Here is a 20,041-nt window from a genome sequence, read left to right as displayed (position 1 = left end):
CGCGGCTACCGCACACTGCTGCCATGGAAGCGTTGCTGATCGTCCCGGTGATCCTGGGCTTTGTGATCGTCGTGTTCGCCGTGGTGTTCATCGTGAGGCTGATCGGGTCCAGCACCAAGGCCGCCTATCGGGACGGGCGGTATGGCAAGGGCCGGTCACGCAGTGGCGGTTCGTGGGCGGCGGGCGGTGCGGCCTACCACCACAACCACCACGACGGGAGCAGCGGCTCCTGGGATTCGTCGGACTCGTCCTCGTCGTCCTCTTCCTCCGACAGCGGGGGAAGCTGGTGGGGCGGCGGGGACAGTGGCGGCTCGTCCTGGGGCGGCGGCGACAGTGGCAGCTCGTTCTCCGGCGGCGGGGACAGCGGTGGCGGCGGCGGCTACTGAGCCCCTACACCACTGAGGCCCTATGCCACGTGCACGCGGCGCCAGTGTGCCGCCGGTAGGTCGCCCTCGGGGACGTCGGTGATGCCGTTCTCGTCCATGGCGTTGTAGATCGCGAGGCGCGCGCCGTCGAACAGGAACTCGACGGCGTGCAGCACCCGGGGCCGCCAGTCGGCCGAAGTGGTCCGCTCGATGACGTTGACCGCCCGGAGCGGCCGGCCCCGGGCCCTGCGCAGCGCGGCGTGCGGGTCGGGCCGCCAGTCGAAATGCTCGTAGAGATCCACCGGGACCTCCATGTCGATCTGGTCCCAGGTGATCGCACACTCATCGAACTTACGGTGAGTGATCTCCACGCGACTCAGTCCGAAGTCGAGGATCACCGGACCGTCGGCGAACCATCCACGCTCGGCGACATCCCACATCAGCCAGCTCGATCGCAGTCTCTTGCCGATGAGCCGCACGAACATGTGTCGATGAGTGGCTGCGAGGGCCTCGGCATCGTGATGCCACTCGGGTTTCCAGCCCTCGATTCCGAGCACGACCACCGTCCAACCGATCTTGATCGGTCGATGGTACCCGCGCCTCTGTGTGACTTCGCAAGACGACAACGGCCGGTCCCCACGAAGGGGACCGGCCGTTACCGCTGGATCGGGTACTTACTTACCGAGAGAGGTACCGGCCGAGCGGAGGTGCTCGGCGGCCTCGACGACCCGCTTGGCGAGACCGTTCTCGGCGAGCTTGCCCCAGGCGCGCGGGTCGTAGGCCTTCTTGTTGCCGACCTCGCCGTCCACCTTGAGCACGCCGTCGTAGTTCTTGAAGAAGTGGTCGGCGACCGGGCGGGAGAACGCGTACTGCGTGTCGGTGTCGATGTTCATCTTCACCACGCCGTAGTCCAGCGCGCCGTGGATCTCCGAGAGCAGCGAGCCGGAGCCGCCGTGGAAGACCAGGTCGAGCGGCTTCTCCTTGCCGTACTTCGCGCCGATCGCGTCCTGGATCTCCTTGAGGATCTCCGGACGGAGCTTGACGTTGCCCGGCTTGTAGACGCCGTGCACGTTGCCGAAGGTGAGGGCGGTCAGGTAGCGGCCCTTCTCACCCAGGCCCAGCGCGGCGGCGGTGGCCAGGCCGTCCTCGACGGTCGAGTAGAGCTTGTCGTCGATCGCGGCGGAGACGCCGTCCTCCTCGCCGCCGACGACGCCGACCTCGATCTCCAGGATGATCTTGGCGGCCGCGGTCTTCGCCAGCAGCTCCTCCGCGATCTGGAGGTTCTCGTCCAGCGGCACGGCCGAGCCGTCCCACATGTGCGACTGGAACAGCGGCGCCTGGCCCTTGGCGACACGCTCCGCGGAGATGTCGATCAGCGGGCGGACGAAGCCGTCGAGGTGGTTCTTCGGGCAGTGGTCGGTGTGCAGCGCGACGTTGATCGAGTACTGCTTCGCCACGTGGTGGGCGAACTCGGCCAGCGCGACGGCACCGACGACCTTGTCCTTGATGGTCGGGCCCGAGACATACTCGGCGCCACCGGTCGAGATCTGGATGATGCCGTCGCTGCCGGCCTCGGCGAAGCCCTGGAGGGCCGCGTTGAGGGTCTGCGAGGACGTCACATTGATCGCCGGGTAGGCGAACGCGCCGGCCTTGGCGCGATCGATCATCTCGGCGTAGACCTCGGGAGAAGCGATAGGCATCGGGTGCGCTCCTTGCTCATTTTCACGGGCTGCGAGAGGGCAGGACCGCGCTGTCCTCCAGCAGTGAAGTATTCCGCAGTTGCGGTGCGTAGTGGAAACCGCCTCGAAATCCGACCACCGATTCCGGCACATACCACAAAGCGGGCGGTTACCGTCGGGGCATGTTCGCACTTACGGGACAGATTGCGGCCAGTGGTGCCGGAGCGTTGCTCGCGCTCAGTGGCCTGAGCACACCTCCGTCCACGGATCCCCAGGCCGACCCCGGGCGGGTCGCGATCGCATCGCTCTCTTCGGGCCTCACCGACCCTGACGTGTCGAACGACGCCGCTCAGATCGCCGCCGGGTAACCCGGTTTGCCCGCCGGACGGGGTGGGGAACGCCCACCATGAGGCATGAGGGGAAGGACGGAGGAGCCGGTGATGACGTACCCGACGAATGAGATCGACCTGGAGACTCCTGAGATCGACGCGGCCGAGCAGGCGACGACGATCCCCGGTTGGCAGGACGACGAAGCCGACGAAACGGACGGCCAGGAACAGGACCGGATCGTCGCGTTCGACGACGACTACCGCTGAAATCGATCGCCTGATTACGCACGCACTGTCACGATCGGTGAGTGCTGCTCACACTCACGACCACCCACCGGCCCGCCACCGATCTGGGCTATCTGCTGGTCAAGCATCCCGGCAAGGTGCACTCCTTCAGCGTGCCGACCGGTACGGCGTACGTCCTCTACCCCGAGGCCGACGACGACCGCTGTACCGCCGCCCTGCTCCTGGACGTCGACCCCCAGCTGCTACGGGCGCAACGGGACGCCTTCGAGTTGAGCCAGTACGTCAACGATCGCCCGTACGCCGCCTCCAGCCTGCTGTCGAGTGCCCTGGCCAAGGTCTTCCGCACCGCCCTGCGCGGCGCCTCGAAGGACCGGCCGGAGCTGGCCGCCGTGGCGATCCCGCTGGAGATCCGGGTGCCGGTGCTGCGTGGCACGCCGGACCTGGTGACCCGCCTGTTCGCCCCGCTCGGCTGGTCGGTGACGGCCACGCCGATCCCGTTCGAGCCGGAGATCGGCGGTGACAGTCGCTACGTCGACGTCGTGCTGACCGGTGAACTCCGGGTCTCCGACGCGCTCAACCACCTGTACGTGCTGCTCCCGGTCCTGGACGACGGCAAGCACTACTGGGTGGCCCCCGACGAGATCGAGAAGCTGCTGCGTTCCGGTGAGGGCTGGCTCGCCACGCATCCGGAGAAGGTACTGATCGCCCGCCGCTACCTGGCGCACCGCAAGTCGCTGGCCACCACGGCCCTGTCGCTGCTGGAGGCGGACCAGCCGGTCACCGAGGAGGAGGCCGAGCTGCCGGTGACCCGCAGGGCACCGCTGGCCGAGCAGCGCCGGGACGCGGTCCTGGCGGCCCTGGCCGAGGTGAACGCGTCCCGCGTGCTCGACCTCGGCTGCGGCGGCGGCGCACTGCTGGCGGCGCTGCTCAAGGACCGTGCGTTCACCGAGATCGTCGGTGCCGACGTGGCGACCCGCACGCTGGAGCAGGCGGCCCGCCGGCTGAGGCTGGACCGGCTGCCGGAACGGCAGAAGGACCGGGTCAAGCTGATCCAGACCGCCCTCACCTACCGTGACGACCGGCTGCGCGGTTTCGACGCGGCGGTGCTGATGGAGGTCATCGAGCACGTCGACCTGCCCCGGCTGCCGGCGCTGGAGGCCGCCGTCTTCGGGCACGCCAAGCCCCGCGCCGTGGTCGTGACCACGCCGAATGTCGAGTACAACGTGCACTACGAGGGCCTGACCGGGATGCGGCACTCGGACCATCGCTTCGAGTGGACCCGCGCCGAGTTCGCCGGGTGGGCTTCCGCGAAGGCCGACGAGTACGGCTACACCGTCACCATCCGTGGTGTCGGCGAGGTCGACGAGACCACCGGCGCCCCGACCCAGCTCGCTCTCTTCACCCTCAAGGAGGTGTCCGCATGATCCTCGACGTTCCCGAGCTGTCGCTGGTGGCCCTGGTCGGCATCTCCGGCTCCGGCAAGTCGACGTTCGCCCGTGCGCACTGGAAGCCCACCCAGGTGCTGTCCTCGGACTACTTCCGTGGCCTGGTCGCCGACGACGAGAACGACCAGTCGGCCTCCGGTGACGCCTTCGACGTGCTGCACTACGTGGCCGGCAAGCGGCTCGCGGCCGGCCGGCTCACCGTCGTCGACGCCACCAACCTCCAGTCGCACGCCCGAGCCGGCCTGGTCAAGGTCGCCCGTGAGCACGACGTGCTGCCGGTCGCGATCGTCCTGGACGTGCCGGAGTCGGTGGCGTGGGAGCGGACCGAGGCGCGTGAGGACCGTACCTTCGGCCGTCAGGTCCTCACCCGGATGAACCGTGACCTGCGACGTTCCCTCGGTCAGCTGGCCAAGGAGGGCTTCCGCAAGATCCACGTGCTGCGCGGGGTGGACGAGATCGCGGCGGCCGAGATCCGCTACGAGAAGCTTTTCAACGACCGCAAGGACGAGCATGGGCCGTTCGACATCATCGGTGACGTCCACGGCTGCCGGGCCGAGCTGGAGTCGCTGCTCGGCAGGCTGGGCTGGGAGCTGATCCGCGACGACCTCGACCGTCCGGTGGACGCCGTCCACCCGGAGGGGCGGAAGGCCGTCTTCGTCGGGGACCTGGTCGACCGTGGCCCCGACTCGCCGGGCGTGCTGCGCCTGGTCATGGGCATGGTGGCGGCCGGGCACGCGATCTGTGTGCCGGGCAACCACGAGCAGAAGCTGGCCCGCAAGCTGAACGGGCGCAACGTGCAGCTCACCCACGGGCTGCCGGAGACCCTGGAGCAGCTCGCCGCCGAGGACCCGGCCTTCGTCACCGAGGTCCGGACCTTCATCGACGGCCTGGTCAGCCACTACGTGCTCGACGACGGCAAGCTCGTGGTCGCGCATGCCGGGCTCAAGGAGGCATACCACGGGCGGGCCTCCGGGCGGGTGCGCAGCTTCGCGCTCTACGGCGAGACCACCGGTGAGACCGACGAGTACGGCCTACCGGTCCGTCACCCGTGGGCACGGGAGTACCGCGGTTCCGCCGCGGTCGTCTACGGACACGTGCCGACGCCGCAGCCGGAGTGGATCAACAACACCATCTGCCTGGACACCGGCTGCGTCTTCGGCGGGGCGCTGACCGCGCTGCGCTGGCCGTCACGCGAGATCGTCGCGGTCCCGGCGGCGAAGGAGTACTACGCCCCGGTGCGGCCGTTCACAGCGATCGCGGCGAAGCCCGACACCGGTCTCGACATCGCGGACGTCATCGGACGACGGCACATCGATTACGGGTACGGGCAGACGACCGTCCCCGCCGAGAACGCCGCCGCCGCACTGGAGGTGATGGGCCGGTTCGCCGTCGACCCGGAGTCCCTGGTCTGGCTGCCGCCGACGATGGCCCCGTGCACGAGTTCGACGGTGGACGGCTACCTGGAGTACCCGGCGTCCGCTTTCGCCGACCTGCGGGCGAGCGGAGTGGACCGGGTGGTGTGTGAGGAGAAGCACATGGGCTCCCGGGCCGTGGTGCGGGTCTCCGCCTCCGGGATGGGCGACGCGATCTGGACCCGGACCGGCCGGCCGTTCTTCGGCCCCGAGCTGGACGAGCCGCTGCTGGCCCGGGTGCGTGCCGCAGTCGCGCCGATCCTCACCGAGCTGGACACCGACTGGCTGCTGATCGACGCCGAGCTGCTGCCGTGGTCGGCGAAGGCGGGCAGCCTGATCCGGGACCACTACGCCGGGGTGGGCGCGGCCGGCCGGGCGGCTCTGCCGGCGGCGCTGTCGGTGCTGGAGCGGGTGGCCGGGCGCGGCCACGACGTGGGCGGGCTGCGGGACCGGTTGGAGCTGCGGTCGGCCGAGATCGACGGCTACTCGGCGGCGTACCGGTCCTACGTGCGGCCGACGGACGGCCTCACCGGTGTCACGCTCGCCCCGTTCGTGTTCCTGGCCGGCGCCGGTGTCTCGTACGCCAAAAAGGATCATGATTGGCATCTCGCTCTTGCCGACCGGCTGGTCGCGGCCGATCCGGATCTCTTCACCCCGACCCGCCGGATGGTCGTCGACCTGGCCGATCCGGCGGCGGAGGCCACCGCGACCGACTGGTGGCTGACGCTGACCGGCGCCGGTGGCGAGGGCATGGTGGTGAAGCCGTGGGCCGGGCTCGCGGCGGTCGACGGGAGGGGCCGTCTCGTGCAGCCCGGCGTGAAGTGCCGCGGCCGGGAGTACCTGCGGATCATCTACGGGCCGGAGTACACCCGTCCGGAGCAGCTGGATCGCCTGCGGCATCGCAATCTGGGCCGGAAGCGGTCGCTTGCGCTGCGTGAGCACGGGCTGGGCCTGGCGGCGCTGGACCGGTTGGCCGAGGGGGCACCGGCCTGGCGGGTGCACGAGCTGGTCTTCGCGATCCTGGCCGCCGAATCCGAGCCGGTCGACCCCCGACTGTGACCGCTGGGTTACTTCTCGGAGTGCACAGCATTCATACAGGTACCGGCCTCGGATAGGCCGGTACCCTGGCTCCTCGTGGACATCCATGCGCTCACCGAGCAGCTCGCCCTGAACCCGCTGGACCCGAAGGACCTGCTCAGTGCCTTCGGGCTCCCGGGCGTGCTGGCCATTCTCTTCGCGGAGACCGGCCTGCTGGTCGGCTTCTTCTTCCCGGGCGACTCGCTGCTGTTCCTCGCGGGCGTCGCGGCCTCCGAGGTCGCCAACTCGATCTTCGGCGAGGGCGCGCAACTGTCCATCGTCGGGCTGCTGATCGGCGCACCCGTCTGTGCCATCGTCGGCGCGCAGCTGGGGCACTGGCTCGGCGCGAGATACGGGCGGCGGATGTTCGACAAGCCCGAGTCGAAGCTCTTCAAGAAGGAGTACGTCGAGAAGGCGGAGTACTACTTCGAGAAGTTCGGCCCGGCCAAGGCCGTGGTGCTGGCCCGGTTCATCCCGATCGTGCGGACGTTCCTCAACCCGGTGGCCGGCACCCTCGGCATGCCGGCGAAGCAGTTCTTCCTGTGGAACGTCGTGGGCGCGATCCTCTGGACCGACGGCATCATCCTGATCGGTTACCTGCTGGCCGAGCAGATCTACGCCGCCATCGGCGACAAGATCGACCGCTACATCCTGCCGGTGGTCGTGCTGATCGTCCTGATCTCGGTGCTGCCGATCCTGATCGAGATCCTCCGCGAGCGGAAGGCGAAGAAGCGCGGCCTGAAGACCGCGGACCCGGCCACCGCGATCGGCGTCGTGGCCGCGGCCAGCGTCGTCGGCCTGGCCGATGCCGCCCGCGAGGAGTACCACGAGCACTTCGATCACGACCAGAACCAGCAGGGCCACCACCACCAGCAGGGGTACGGCCACCAGCAGGACCACGGCCAGCAGGGGTACGGGCAGCAGCACCCCCAGTACCAGCAGCCGCAGTACCAGGACCCGCAGCAGCCGGCCTACCCGCAGCAGGGGCACTACCCGACCCCGCAGAGCTACCCGCCGCAGCAGCAGTACCCGCCGCAGCCCCCTCAGGACTACCCGCGGAACTACTGACTCGACGCGAAAGGCCGGCCCGACGGGCCGGCCTTTTTCGTGTCCCGGTTACACCCGAACGGTGGTCGACCCGGAGAGTTTCTCCAGGAACTCCTCCGGGCACTCCCGCAGGTTCTCCAATCGCCCGGCCGTCAGCGCCCGGTACGTGAGCGACGCGGCCTCCTCCAGGTTGCGGGCCCGCTTGTGCGCGAGCTCCACGGAGTCGCCCATCACCACGCACCCGTGCTGGCTGAGCACCAGGCAGTCGGTGCCGTCGGCGGCCATCGCGGCGGTCAGGGCGGCGAGTTCGGTGCCGCCCGGCAGCCGGAACGGCACGGTCGACACCCGCCGCAGGTAGTACGCATGATCGGTGGTCACGATCCGGATGTGCTCCCCGAGAGCATCGAGCAGCAGCGCCGTCTGCGGGTGCAGGTGCACCACGGCGTTGACGTCCGGCCGGGCCCGGTAGAGCGCCAGATGCAGAGCCAACTCGCTGGTCGGCTCGGTCCGTGACGGCGGGGCGGCGCCGACGGTGGCGGGGGCCCCGTCGGAGATCCGCACCGCGGTGAAGTCCTTGCGGCTGAGCCTTTCCAGCCACGATCCGCTCGCGGTCACCCAGATGGCGTCCTCGTCGGGAATGCGGGCGGACAGATTGCCGCCCGATCCACACACGAGGCCCGCCTGCACCACGTCGTAACCCACGTGCGCGAGCTGGTCACGCAGGTCACCGGGGACGTAGTTCACCCGTTCCTCCTCGGTCCGCCGGCCCGTCCGTGGGCCGGGGTCCTCGGCCTGGCGTCACGCCCCCATAGTCAATGACGCCAGGCATTACCGCGATCTGACTTCAGCGGGCCTTCTTGGTGGCCCGCTTCCGCGGCGGGGTCAGCAGGTCGGCGATGGTGGCGATGGCCGTCGGCACCAGCCGGTAGTACGCCCAAACACCCCGCTTCTCCCGCTCCAGCAGACCCGCCTCGGTCAGGATCCGCAGGTGGTGACTCACGGTCGGCTGCGAGAGACCCAGAGGGGCCGTCAGGTCGCAGACGCACGCCTCACCGTCCGTCGCGGACTGAATGAGGCTCAACAGGCGTAGCCGGGCCGGGTCGGCGAGCGCCTTCAGCACTCCCGCCAGGCGCTCAGCGTCAGCGCGTTCAATAGGCTCACCGGCAAGCGGCGAGATTTGAGGCATGGACATTTCCGCCAACGCAGTTCCCACGATCTCCATCCTTCCACCAACTGCATCGATTCTCCTGCATGTGAGCAGGAACGAACCGGCTAACTTTCAGGCCGTAAGGCCGACATCGATCGCCGAGTCGGTCGACCGGACACCATCACCCGGGTCGACCGTTCGTGCGACTACGACTTCGGTCTCTGCCTCCTGCAACGCCTCAGCCGCCATCTGGTCGCTACCCATCCGTGTCGAGGTCTCGATCCCCGCCCTCGGAGTGAGGCCGGCCACATTGTCAATTCGTCGATTTGTTCGCCACACAGATCCTCGACGATGACCCGCCACTGAACGCGTCGAGACCATCACGCCACACTGCGCGATCACCAGTTCGTCCACACCCCCACGACCCGATGAAAGCACGACGCCACGCTGCGCGACGGACAATTCAGTGATGAATTTACCCAGGTCGTGCCGTGCTCTCATGACATCGAGCGTACTGGCTGTACGAAAACCGGAATCTTTCGCCCCGGCAGGACGGAACGGAACTATTGACGCGGGACTTTGAGACCTCTGTAAACAAGGTTTACTGATTGCCCAACGGATCTCGACCCTTCGTCAGAGCATAGATGCTGCTCAAAGCAGGTAACGGCACGACGCTACCCGCGTCACCCTCAGGATCACCTGGTGGTCGCGCTGTGAAGACCCTGTGAACCCACCAAATCACGTTTGTCCGTACGGGCGAAAACACCCACCGTCCGGCCGATCTCGATCTATCCGGACAGCCGATCGAGTGACAGTGCCAGAAACCGACCGTACCCGTTCGAGTGACCCACAGTCGTCGATACGGAACCGCTCACTCGTTCGGTCGTGACCAGAACTCGTCTTCCGGGTTCGGCGTGGACTTCGGCGGAACCGCCGGAACTGAGAACTGATCGGGTTCAAACCCGTCAGTAACAAAAGGCTTCGTTTGTGGGCCGGCCAAGTCACCCGACACGGAATTGCCGAAGAACTCTCTCGGGGCGGCCAGCACCAGGATGCCCACGACGAGGTACGCGATCACCTGCGCCGCGGCCACGACGACGTTGAGAACAATCCACCCGTTGGGGTACGCGGAGTTCAGTGCGTCACTCAACGTCCCCGGCACCGCCTCACCGGCCCGCTGAGCGGCCAGGATGGCCAGAGTCCCGCAACCGGCGAGCATGCCCAGCACGCACACCCCGAGGGTGACTCCACGGCCGAGGCGACTACCCCGGCGCAGCGCGACGCCGAGCACCACGAACAGGGCGGTCACCAGCAGACTCAGCACCAGGGCCAGAGCAGCGACCAGCCACATGACGGCGACGAAGCCGTCCACACCGTCGGAGTCGAGGACGGCGTCCCGGAAACGGCCGACCACACCCGGGGTGACAGCGACCATGCCGATGGCATAGGTCACACCAGCCGCCGCCATGGCCCACAGCAGGGCGACCGCCGTGGCGACGGAGATCGGCCGGCGGGTGGCCGGCGGTGCGGCGACGAGCGGCGGCTGGACGGCGTACGACATCGATGCTCCCGCGGGTTCGGCTGGCAAGAACCTATCGCGTGCAGTACCCCGAAAGTGGCCGGACCGGCCCACCCCGTAGGGCGGACCGGTCCGAAATCGATCAGGCCTGGCCGGATGGCGGCCGGGGCGGTGACGAGTCGCCGCCCGAATCCTCGCCGGTCGATGGCGGCGGCGGTGTGGGCGGGTCGGTCGGCTCGGGCGGCACCGGCGGGGTGCCCCACGGGTCGGAGGACGGCGGCGGCGCCCAGGGATCCGGTGCGGGGAACGCCGGACCGGATGCCGGAGAACCGGTGGCACCCGGACCCGGATAAGGCGGCGGAGTGGCGGGCTCCCCCGCGCCGGGGTACGGCGGCGGGGTGGCGGGCTCGCCGGCTCCCGGATACGGCGGCAGGCCCGGCGCCGGCTCACCCGGCTGGCCGTACTGCTGCGGTGATCCGAAGTGGCTGGGCGCGGGTGGGTAACCCGGCTGGGTGTACGGCGCCTGCGGATAGCCCGGCTGACCGTAGGGCGACTGCCCGGCCGGCGGGTACGGCTGGGCCGGATAGCCGGGCTGAGCGGGGTAACCGGGCTGGGCGGGGTAACCGGGCTGGGCCGCCGGGTAGCCGGGCTGTCCCGGGTAGGGCTGGTACGGCATCCCCGGGGTCCAGCCGGTCGGCCGACGGAACCACGCGTTCGAGGACGGCACCGCCAGCAGGATGATCGCGCCGAGCAGGCTGAGCACGGTCAGCAGAGCGGAGATCGTGAGAATCGGCTCGTACCAGCTCGGCATCGCGTCGTTGACCCGCAGCTCGATCTGGGTGGCGGTGGGGCCCTCGCCCGCGCCACCGGTCGCGATGCCGCTGGTCACGTTGCCGCCCAGGCTGAGGACGTTGCAACAGAGACCGAGACCGGCGAAGACCCAGGTGACGATCCGCGATGCGTTCTTGCCGTGGTTGTTGAGGATCGCCAGGACGACGGTGCCGGCCCCGATCATCAGGTAGAGCACCGCCCCGAAGATCAGGACGATGCGCATGATCGGCGCCGCTTCCGCGGTCTGCGTGTCGCCGAGCGCCTCGGCGGCGTCCTGATAGGCGTCGACGATGACGCCCATCGTCGACAGCAGCACGACCGCGTTCACGACCTGCATGGCGACGGCCAGATAGAGAAGACTCGATGAGATGGTCACCGACGCCGGGCGCCTCGGTGCCGCCGGGTTCGGAACCGGAAATGCCGGTACGGTCACGCTGCCCTCCTATAGATCAATTCACGGTATCTGTCTCGGACCACATCCCGCGACCGGGCCTCACCGTTCGCGACGATGTGGCAACATCAGGCAACGATGACCCCAAATGACCGCAAACCGTCGCCCGTTCGGGGGGCGGCACGCCTCGACAGGGCCCCCTAGACTTCGATGACGTGGCGTCCACCTGGAAGCACAAGGCTCCAGCGGCACGCCGTGCCCGCACGAGTCGCCCGCCCCGCGCACATGATCCCGGGGCCGAGGCAGACCGGCTGACGGCGCCACTCCGACTACGCAGGCCGCGTGACCACACCGCGGCCGCCCCAGACATGACAAGGACCGGTGAGTCCCATGCCCCACGCCGACACCCTGGACATCGTCCACCATGACGACACCCGGACGCGGTTCAAAAACGTCCGGTATCAGCTTCATCGCAACGGCATACGGATCTGGTCCGCAGAGGGCGAGCACGCCATCACGGACGTACTGATGACGCAGGCCTACCGGAGACGGACGGCCGACTGACGACGAAGGGCCCCGGGGAGACCCGGGGCCCTTCGTCTGTTTTCACGCGATCGTGAGGCCGTCCTTCGCGTCGCCGAGGTCGACCAGCACCGTCGAACCGTCCCGGATCCGGCCGGCGAGCAACGCCTTCGCCAGCAGGTCACCGATCGAGGACTGGATCAGCCGGCGCAGTGGGCGGGCGCCGTAGATCGGGTCGTAACCGTGCTCCCCCAGCCAGTCGACCGCCGCCTTCGTCACCTCGAGGGTGAGGCGCCGCTCGGCGAGCCGGTCCCGGAGGCGGGCCAGCTGGATGTCGACGATCCGGGTCAGGTTGTCCTTGGTCAGGGCATGGAAGACCACGATGTCGTCGAGCCGGTTCAGGAACTCCGGCTTGAAGTGCGCCCGGACCGCGGCCAGCACCTCGTCGTGGCGCTCCTCGTCGCTCATCGTGAAGTCCGAGTTGGCCGAGCCCAGGTTGGAGGTGAGCACCAGGATCGCGTTACGGAAGTCGACCGTCCGCCCCTGGCCGTCGGTGAGGCGGCCGTCGTCGAGCACCTGGAGCAGCAGGTCGAAGACGTCGGGGTGCGCCTTCTCCACCTCGTCGAGCAGCACCACGCTGTACGGCCTCCGCCGCACCGCCTCGGTGAGCTGGCCACCCTCCTCGTAACCGACGTAGCCGGGCGGCGCACCCACCAGCCGGGCCACCGAGTGCTTCTCGCCGTACTCACTCATGTCGATCCGGACCATCGCCCGCTCGTCGTCGAAGAGGAACCCGGCGAGCGCCTTGACCAGCTCGGTCTTGCCGACGCCGGTGGGACCGAGGAAGAGGAAGCTGCCGGTCGGACGATCCGGGTCGGCGATCCCGGCCCGGGCCCGGCGCACGGCACCGGCGACCGCCTCGATCGCCTCACGCTGACCGATCACCTTGTCGGCCAGCGAGTCCTCCATGCGCAGCAGCTTGGCGGTCTCGCCCTCCATCATCCGGCCGGCCGGGATGCCGGTCCACGAGGAGACGACCTCGGCGATGTCGTCGGCGCCGACGTCCTCCTTGACCATGGGAGGCTCGGTTGTCTCCTCCTCCTCGGACTCGACGGCAGTCCGGATGTCCCGTTCCAGGGTGGGGATCACCTCGTAGAGCAGGCGTGACGCCTCCAGCAGCTCGCCGTCGCGCTGGGCCCGCTCCTGTGCCGCCCGCGCCTCGTCGAGCTGCTTCTTCAGCTCGCCGACCCGGTTCAGCCCACTGCGCTCGCGCTCCCATCGGGCGGTGAGGGCAGTCAGCTCCTCCTCCCGGTCTGCGAGGTCGGCGATCAGTTTCTCCAGCCGGGCCATCGACGCCGGATCGGTCTCCTTCTCCAGCGCCAGGCGCTCCACCCGCATCCGGTCGACCTGCCGGTGCAGCTGGTCCAGCGCGACCGGGCGGGAGTCGATCTCCATCCGCAGGCGGGAGGCCGCCTCGTCGATCAGGTCGATCGCCTTGTCCGGCAGGAACCGGTCGCTGATGTAGCGGTCGGAGAGACTGGCCGCCGCAACCAGGGCCGCGTCGGTGATCTGGACCCGGTGATGCGCCTCGTAGCGACCCTTCAGCCCGCGGAGGATGCCGATGGTGTCCTCGACCGTCGGCTCGCCGACCACGACCGGCTGGAAACGCCGCTCCAGCGCCGGGTCCTTCTCGATGTGCTCGCGGTACTCGTCCAGCGTGGTGGCGCCGACCATGCGCAGCTCACCACGGGCCAGCATCGGCTTGAGCATGTTGCCGGCGTCCATCGAGCCCTCGCCCTTGCCCGCGCCGACCACCGTGTGCAGCTCGTCGAGGAAGGTGACGACCTGCCCGTTGGACCCGCGGATCTCCTCCAGGACGCTCTTGAGGCGCTCCTCGAACTGACCGCGATACTGCGCGCCGGCGACCATCGCGCCCAGGTCGAGGGAGACCAGCTTCTTGTCGCGCAGCGACTCGGGCACGTCACCGGCGACGATGCGCTGGGCCAGACCCTCGACGATGGCGGTCTTGCCGACGCCCGGCTCACCGATCAGCACCGGGTTGTTCTTGGTACGCCGCGAGAGCACCTGCACCACACGGCGGATCTCGGCGTCCCGGCCGACCACCGGGTCGATCTTGCCCTCGCGGGCCAGGGCGGTGAGGTCGACGCCGTACTTCTCCAGGGATTTGTAGGTCTGCTCGGGATCGGCGGTGGTGACCCGGCGCTCCCCGCCACGGACCTGCGGGAACGCCCCGACCAGCGCGTCCTCGGTGGCGCCGGCGTCCTTGAGGACCTGCGAGACCGCGCCGCCGACCCGGGCCAGACCGGCCAGCAGGTGCTCGGTCGACACATACTCATCGCCGAGCGGCTTGGCGATCAGGTCGGCCGAGCCGATCGCGTTGACGAACTCACGGGACAGGCTGGGCTCGACGGTGCTGGCCCCGCGCGCGGACGGCAGCTGCTCGATCGCACGGACCGCGGCCCGGCGGATGTCCGCCGGATTGGCCCCGACGGCACGCAGCAGCGCGGTGGCTGTGGAACCGCCGGTGTCGAGCAGCGACTGGAGCATGTGCCAGGGCTCGACGGTGGCGTGGCCCCGACGACCGGCGTCGGCGACCGCAGAGGTGATCACTTCGCGGCTCTTGGTGGTCAAACGTTCGGTGTTCATCAGCTCCCCTGAATGCACCGGGCAGACTTGAGCGGGTTCCACTCAACTCTAGCGCGTCGGAACCACGGTGACAGTCACCACCGGACGGGTCCGCTAATCGGAAAGAACCCGTAACGTCGGCATCCGTGCCACTGTCCCGCCGGCTCCTCCCTCTCGGTCTGGTCTTCCTCACGGTCGGCATCGCCACGGCGGTGGTCGGCCCGTTCCTCGGCCTCTTCCTCAGCACCGCCGTCCGGGCGAGTCCGATCCAGGTGACGTTCTTCCTGGTCACCGCCTCACTCTCGGGTGTGGCCATGTCATGGGCGATCGGCCGTGTCTCCGACCGCCGGCCGATGCGGCGCACGATCCTGATCGTCGCGGCCCTCGCCGGCTGCGCCGGCACCGGTCTCACCGCGGTGATCCGCGATTACTGGGTGCTGCTCGCGCTCACCGCGACGGCCACGGCGATCGCCGGGTCACTCTTCCCCCAATCCTTCGCGTACGCCCGTCAGGTGCTCCAACAGGAGGATCCGGGCCGGGCCGCGATGGGTATCAGCACGCTGCGCACCGTCTTCTCGATCGCCTGGGTCGGCGGCCCGTCGCTCGCCGCGTTCCTCCTGGAGACCGGGGACTTCCAGTACGTCTACGGCACCGCCTCCGTGCTCTACCTGATAGCGGCCCTGCTGGCGGCACGGTGGCTACCCGAGGTGGAGGCGCCCGCCGCACCCCGGGACGGCGAGACGGTCCGGTACCGGGCACCCTGGCAGGTCTACCCGATCCTGGCCGGCTTCATCCTGATCCAGACCTCGATGGTGCTCAACGTCCAGGCGATGCCGCTGTTCATCAGCACCGAACTGGACGGCTCGGTCGGTGACGCCGGCATGATCCTCGGCATCTGCGCCGCGCTGGAGATCCCGCTGATGCTCGGCTTCGGCAAACTCTCCACCCGGATGCCGCTGCGCCGGATCATCCTGTTCGGCGCGATCTGCGGTGTCGCGTATCAAGCGGTGGCGGCGTCGGCCACGTCGGTCTGGATGCTGGCCGTCGCACAGATTTTGAACGCGATCCTGATCGCGGCCGCCTCCGGGCTGGGCATCTCCTACTTCCAGGACCTGATGCCCCGCTACCCGGGCCGCGCGTCCACGATGTTCTCCAACACCTTCCCGATCGGCCAGATCCTGTCGGCACCGCTCTTCGGCGTGGCCCAGGAGTTCGGCTTCCGCCTGGCGTACGGCCTGAACCTGGGGCTGGCGGCACTCGGGCTGCTCATGCTGCTGGTGGTCCGGCCCCCCGCGCCCGAAGACGGAACAGCCCGGGTGGAGACGGACGCGACCGCCGCCGACCCGGGCTGATCAGGAGAGACTCAGGAGGGGAGACCCCAGCCGAAGTTCGACTCGGCCGAGGCGCGGCCCGGGAAGTTCGCCCCGGTGAGGGAGAAACCGGCAGGGCGGGTCCGGCCGGCCGCACCGGGCAGGATGACGACGGCGCCCTCGGAGGCGTAGGTGACCTTCTCGTCCGGGACACCGACGACCAGGGCGTCACCGCCGTAGGCGTTGGCCAGCCGGGAGAGGCCCCAGCCGAACCCGTCCTGTGATTCGTTCGCACCGGGCACCCCGGCCGAGTTCTGGTCCAGATAGATCGAGCCGGCCGCCACCGGACCGGTGGCCGCACTGAAGAGCACGTTGATCGCACCGGTGCCCTGCGCTGATCCGGCCGTCTCACCACGGACGCCGATCACCAGGTCACGCTTGCCGTCACGGTCGAGGTCGGCGAGCACCAGCGCCGACCCGAAGTAGTCGCCGCTCTCGGAGGAACCCGGGATGGCGGCGTCATCCTGACTGAACATGGCGCCCGGCACCAGGCCGGAGGTGGACCCGCGGAACACCTGCACCGCACCCGCCGCCGTCTTCGAACCGATCGCCTCCTGATGAGCGGACACGATCAACTCGTCCCGGCCGTCGGCACCGGTGTCACCGGTGGCCAGGACGTATCCGAACTGGTCGTATCGCTCGACAGCGCCGGGCACGCCGGGCGAATCCTGGTCCCACCAGGTCGAGGCGGTGGTCGACACACCCGCCGCGGAACCGGGGAGGACCACGATGCCCCCGGCGTCACGTTTGCCGCCGAGCGTCTCACCCGGCGCTCCGGCCACCAGTTCGTCCCGTCCGTCGCCGTTGAAGTCACCGGCGGCGACCGACCAGCCGAAGATGTCGTCCGGTTCGGCGGCGCCGGGCACGCCGGGGCTGTCCTGGGTGATCCACTGGCTGCCGGTTCCGCTGATGCCGGCGGCGGAGCCGTAAAGCACGCCGACCGCACCCCGTTTGCCGTCGGTCAACGGGGCACCGGCCGCGATGTCGTCGAAGCCGTCACCGTTGAAGTCACCGGCGGCGAGGTCGTAGCTGAGACCCGATCCGTACTCGCCGTCCGGCTGGATGTCGGTCCGGTCCATCCCGGTCGCCCGTGCCGTCGTCAGGCCCCACTCGCTGCCGTAGAGCAGCAGGAACTTGCTGCCCGAGGCAGCGCTGACCGCCAGATCGGCATAACAGTCGCCGTCGAAGTAGCCGGTCGCCAGCGCCTCACCGAGCCGGAGGCTGCCGTCGAAGCCGGGACCCACGATGTCGCGGTGACCGGTGTAGGTCGCCGATCCGAGGGACCCCTTCCCGATCCCGGCCGCCGAACCGTAGGCGATGTTCACCGCGCCCTCCCACGGCGCACCGTTGACCGTGTCGTTGCGGTTGGGGGAACCGACGGCGAGGTCGCCGAACCCGTCACCGTTGAAGTCACCCGGCACCCGTGCGCAGGCGGCCGAGGCCGGTGCGGCGGCCGGGACCATCAGAAGCGGCGCGGCCAATAGGACGGCGAACAGTCGGCGCATGGATCTCTCCCTCTCCCCGTATCGAGCAGAATGATAGCCGCCGAGGAGACGATCCCGTAACGTCGTCACGGTCGGCACGCCTATGAGTCGCAGAGCCGAGCAAAGGGTCAATCGCCCAACTACTGTGAGATCGTGCGCGTACGGGTGGAACAGACTCCGCTGCCGGGAATAGGCGTCCGCCATGACCTGGTGACCTCTTCGGGACGAACCGTCGGGGTGGTGTCGCATCGCAACGGGCGACGCGATCTCGTGCTCTACGACGTGGACGATCCCGATTCGAGTCTGGCCTCGATCCCGCTCACCGACGACGAGGCCGAGGCCCTGGCCGACGTGCTCGGCGCCTCGCTGATGCTGGGCCAGCTGGCGGGTCTGCGCCAGCAGGCGGCCGGGCTGCTCACCGAGCAGATCGCGCTCCCGGCCGGGTCACCGTTCGTGGGCCGGCGGCTGGGCGACACCCAGGCCCGGAGTCGTACCACCTCGTCGATCGTGGCCGTGCTCCGCGACCGGGAGGTGATCGCCTCACCGGGGCCGGAGTTCCGGTTCGAGGCGAACGACGTGGTGGTGGCGGTCGGCACCCGGCAGGGCCTGGACGGCGTCACCGCCATCCTGGCCGGCGACGACGACGGCTGAGTGCGGTGGAGCACCACACGACGATCCTGCTCATCGAGATCGGCGCGCTCCTGTTCGGCCTCGGGATGCTCGGTCGCCTGGGTCGTCGCTTCGGTCTCTCCCCGATCCCGCTCTATCTCCTGGCCGGCCTGGCGTTCGGCCAGGGTGGTCTGGTCTCGCTCCGGGCCAGCACGGAGTTCACCGCGGTCGGCGCCCAGATCGGTGTGGTGCTGCTGCTGGTGATGCTGGGCCTGGAGTACTCAGCCGACGAGCTGGTCGGCAACCTGCGCTCGGCGGCACCGGCCGGCCTGATCGACATGCTGCTCAACGCTCTGCCGGGAGCCGCGTTCGCGCTGCTGCTCGGCTGGGACTGGAAGGCCGCACTGGTGCTGGCCGGCATCACCTGGGTGTCGTCGTCCGGCGTGATCGCGAAGGTGCTCGGCGATCTGGGCCGGGTCGGTAACCGCGAGACCCCGGTGATCCTCTCGGTGCTGGTCATCGAGGACCTGGCGATGGCCTTCTACCTGCCCGTGGTCACCGCCGTGCTGGCCGGCCTCGGCCTGGCCAGCGGCCTCAGCACGTTGAGCGTCGCGGTGGTCACGGTGGTCGCGGTCCTCGTCGTGGCGATCAGGTACGGCGGTGAGATCAGCCGGTTCATGTCGGTGAAGGATCCCGAGGCCCTGCTGCTGAGCGTGCTCGGCCTGACGCTGTTCATCGCCGGGGTGGCCGGTGAGCTGAAGGTCTCCGAGGCGGTCGGTGCGTTCCTGGTCGGCATCGCCATCTCCGGGCCGGTGGCACATCACGCCACGCAGATGCTCACCCCGCTGCGGGATCTCTTCGCCGCGGTCTTCTTCGTCTTCTTCGGACTCTCCACGAACCCGGCCGACATCCCGCCGGTGCTGCTGCCGGCTCTCGGCCTGGCCGTGCTGACCATGCTGACCAAGGTGCTCACCGGCTATCTGGCGGCCCGCCGGGTGGGTATCGCGCTGCCCGGCCGGATCCGGGCCGGCCTGGCGCTGATGCCGCGCGGCGAGTTCTCCGTGGTCATCGCCGGACTTGCGGTGGCTTACGGGGTGGATGCCCAACTCGCCGCGCTCGCCACGGCGTACGTGCTGATCACCGTGGTGACCGGCCCACTGCTGGCACGGCTGCCCGACTACGCCTGGTTCAAGGAGATTCTGCGCAAGCGGATGGCAGCTCAGCGGGCTACCCAAAAGCCACTGCCATCTACGGAGTGACCTGCGTCTCCATACAGGAAGCCCAAAGTTACTGTCCAGTATCTGAATGTGAAGCCTTGACACTTCCGTTTGCGGACTCCGCACGCTAGCGTTGCGCGGCGACGACTCTGAGTATTGGGACGTTCGCCACTATGGCCAGCGGGTGACGCTTGCCGTATTGCGAGCGGTTGAGTGAGGCGGCGACGTGAGCGTGCGTGAAGCTACATTCCTCGGTTTCGGCAACCCGGTCGACCCTCGACCCGACGAGTTGCAGACCTGGGCATACAACCCTGAGTCGGTTCCCCTGAGCAGCATGCCGAAGGACTGGGATCTCCTGATCTCCGGCGACGTGCTCGGCCCGACCCTTTTCGAGCTGGCCATGGACCGGCAGTGCCCGGCCCGCCGGTTTGCGCAGCACTGCATGTACATCTACGCCGCGGACGGCCTGCGGCAGAACGCGAGCGGGCAGCGCAAGCGCCGGCTCAAGAAGTTCGTGGAGCGTGCCGAGGAGGTCGGCGACGAGCCAATGCAGATCTGGGCGCACAACTGCCGGGTCCTGATGACCCGGCCGGAGCTCTTCGACCACCACGACTGGATGGAGGGCGGCCTGGTGCGCTACCCGCGCCGACTGGGCCTGTTCAACCGCCGCTGATTACGGAAAGTATTCGGGCGGTAACTACACGC

The 20,041-nt window shown here is 69.0% G+C and carries 19 protein-coding genes; 10 read left to right on the top strand and 9 right to left on the bottom strand.

The window, feature by feature from the left end; translation table 11 throughout:
• Window positions 1–23 precede the first annotated feature (23 nt).
• Entirely contained in the window at window positions 24–386 is a 363-nt protein-coding gene (locus ACFO0C_RS14405) for a hypothetical protein (protein WP_378067095.1), read from the top strand.
• 20 nt (window positions 387–406) lie between these two features.
• Here the strand turns inward: ACFO0C_RS14405 and ACFO0C_RS14400 are convergent, their stop codons facing one another.
• Window positions 407–850, bottom strand: a complete 444-nt coding sequence (locus tag ACFO0C_RS14400; RefSeq protein ID WP_378067094.1) for a hypothetical protein — start codon at window positions 848–850, stop codon at window positions 407–409.
• A gap of 189 nt (window positions 851–1,039) precedes the next feature.
• Complete coding sequence (fbaA, locus tag ACFO0C_RS14395; RefSeq protein WP_378067093.1) at window positions 1,040–2,065, bottom strand: class II fructose-bisphosphate aldolase; 1,026 nt, start codon at window positions 2,063–2,065, stop codon at window positions 1,040–1,042.
• A 161-nt stretch (window positions 2,066–2,226) separates the two neighbouring features.
• Here fbaA and ACFO0C_RS14390 point away from each other — a divergent pair, with 161 nt between their 5' ends.
• From ACFO0C_RS14390 to ACFO0C_RS14370, 5 genes are all read left to right on the top strand, one after another.
• Window positions 2,227–2,412 carry a hypothetical protein gene (locus ACFO0C_RS14390; RefSeq protein WP_378067092.1) on the top strand — a complete coding sequence of 62 codons (186 nt, stop codon included), beginning with the start codon at window positions 2,227–2,229 and terminating at the stop codon, window positions 2,410–2,412.
• 72 nt (window positions 2,413–2,484) lie between these two features.
• Window positions 2,485–2,640, top strand: a complete 156-nt coding sequence (locus tag ACFO0C_RS14385; protein WP_378067091.1) for a hypothetical protein — start codon at window positions 2,485–2,487, stop codon at window positions 2,638–2,640.
• A gap of 41 nt (window positions 2,641–2,681) precedes the next feature.
• Complete coding sequence (locus ACFO0C_RS14380; RefSeq protein WP_378067090.1) at window positions 2,682–4,043, top strand: 3' terminal RNA ribose 2'-O-methyltransferase Hen1; 1,362 nt, start codon at window positions 2,682–2,684, stop codon at window positions 4,041–4,043.
• Window positions 4,040–6,535, top strand: coding sequence for a polynucleotide kinase-phosphatase (locus ACFO0C_RS14375; protein ID WP_378067089.1), 2,496 nt, complete (start codon window positions 4,040–4,042; stop codon window positions 6,533–6,535). Before ACFO0C_RS14380 ends, ACFO0C_RS14375 begins: the two co-directional genes overlap by 4 nt.
• 75 nt (window positions 6,536–6,610) lie before the next feature.
• Entirely contained in the window at window positions 6,611–7,621 is a 1,011-nt protein-coding gene (locus tag ACFO0C_RS14370) for a DedA family protein (protein WP_378067088.1), read from the top strand.
• A 48-nt stretch (window positions 7,622–7,669) separates the two neighbouring features.
• Here the strand turns inward: ACFO0C_RS14370 and ACFO0C_RS14365 are convergent, their stop codons facing one another.
• From ACFO0C_RS14365 to clpB, 6 genes are all read right to left on the bottom strand, one after another.
• Window positions 7,670–8,344, bottom strand: coding sequence for a class II aldolase/adducin family protein (locus ACFO0C_RS14365; RefSeq protein ID WP_378067087.1), 675 nt, complete (start codon window positions 8,342–8,344; stop codon window positions 7,670–7,672).
• A gap of 100 nt (window positions 8,345–8,444) precedes the next feature.
• Entirely contained in the window at window positions 8,445–8,822 is a 378-nt protein-coding gene (locus ACFO0C_RS14360) for an ArsR/SmtB family transcription factor (protein WP_317789256.1), read from the bottom strand.
• A 57-nt stretch (window positions 8,823–8,879) separates the two neighbouring features.
• Complete coding sequence (locus ACFO0C_RS14355; protein WP_378067086.1) at window positions 8,880–9,248, bottom strand: hypothetical protein; 369 nt, start codon at window positions 9,246–9,248, stop codon at window positions 8,880–8,882.
• Window positions 9,249–9,618: 370 nt separating this feature from the next.
• Complete coding sequence (locus ACFO0C_RS14350; protein WP_378067085.1) at window positions 9,619–10,308, bottom strand: hypothetical protein; 690 nt, start codon at window positions 10,306–10,308, stop codon at window positions 9,619–9,621.
• A gap of 100 nt (window positions 10,309–10,408) precedes the next feature.
• A complete protein-coding gene (locus tag ACFO0C_RS14345) occupies window positions 10,409–11,530 on the bottom strand; it encodes a hypothetical protein (RefSeq protein ID WP_378067084.1) in 1,122 nt (373 codons plus the stop codon).
• A 564-nt stretch (window positions 11,531–12,094) separates the two neighbouring features.
• A complete protein-coding gene (clpB, locus tag ACFO0C_RS14340; RefSeq protein WP_378067083.1) occupies window positions 12,095–14,677 on the bottom strand; it encodes an ATP-dependent chaperone ClpB in 2,583 nt (860 codons plus the stop codon).
• A 125-nt stretch (window positions 14,678–14,802) separates the two neighbouring features.
• Between clpB and ACFO0C_RS14335 the strand changes: the two genes are divergently transcribed.
• Window positions 14,803–16,008, top strand: coding sequence for a sugar efflux transporter (locus ACFO0C_RS14335; RefSeq protein WP_378067082.1), 1,206 nt, complete (start codon window positions 14,803–14,805; stop codon window positions 16,006–16,008).
• Between the two features lie 11 nt (window positions 16,009–16,019).
• On the opposite strand, the gene ACFO0C_RS14330 is transcribed toward ACFO0C_RS14335, so the two are convergent.
• Window positions 16,020–17,531 carry an FG-GAP repeat protein gene (locus ACFO0C_RS14330; RefSeq protein WP_378067081.1) on the bottom strand — a complete coding sequence of 504 codons (1,512 nt, stop codon included), beginning with the start codon at window positions 17,529–17,531 and terminating at the stop codon, window positions 16,020–16,022.
• Window positions 17,532–17,663: 132 nt separating this feature from the next.
• On the opposite strand from ACFO0C_RS14330, the gene ACFO0C_RS14325 reads away from it, so the two are divergent.
• The 3 genes from ACFO0C_RS14325 to ACFO0C_RS14315 all read left to right on the top strand — a co-directional run bounded on the left by ACFO0C_RS14325 (window position 17,664) and on the right by ACFO0C_RS14315 (window position 20,009).
• The gene (locus ACFO0C_RS14325) at window positions 17,664–18,161 is read left to right on the top strand and encodes a cation:proton antiporter regulatory subunit (RefSeq protein WP_378067080.1); all 498 of its coding nucleotides are present in this window, start codon (window positions 17,664–17,666) and stop codon (window positions 18,159–18,161) included.
• A 65-nt stretch (window positions 18,162–18,226) separates the two neighbouring features.
• The gene (locus tag ACFO0C_RS14320) at window positions 18,227–19,378 is read left to right on the top strand and encodes a cation:proton antiporter (protein WP_378067146.1); all 1,152 of its coding nucleotides are present in this window, start codon (window positions 18,227–18,229) and stop codon (window positions 19,376–19,378) included.
• Between the two features lie 184 nt (window positions 19,379–19,562).
• The gene (locus ACFO0C_RS14315) at window positions 19,563–20,009 is read left to right on the top strand and encodes a hypothetical protein (RefSeq protein ID WP_109600942.1); all 447 of its coding nucleotides are present in this window, start codon (window positions 19,563–19,565) and stop codon (window positions 20,007–20,009) included.
• Window positions 20,010–20,041: the final 32 nt, after the last annotated feature.

The sequence above is a fragment of the Actinoplanes subglobosus genome, assembly GCF_042650585.1.
Lineage (GTDB): Bacteria > Actinomycetota > Actinomycetes > Mycobacteriales > Micromonosporaceae > Actinoplanes > Actinoplanes subglobosus.
Note: the sequence above shows the minus strand (reverse complement) of the source record. Positions and strands in the feature narration are given on the sequence as shown.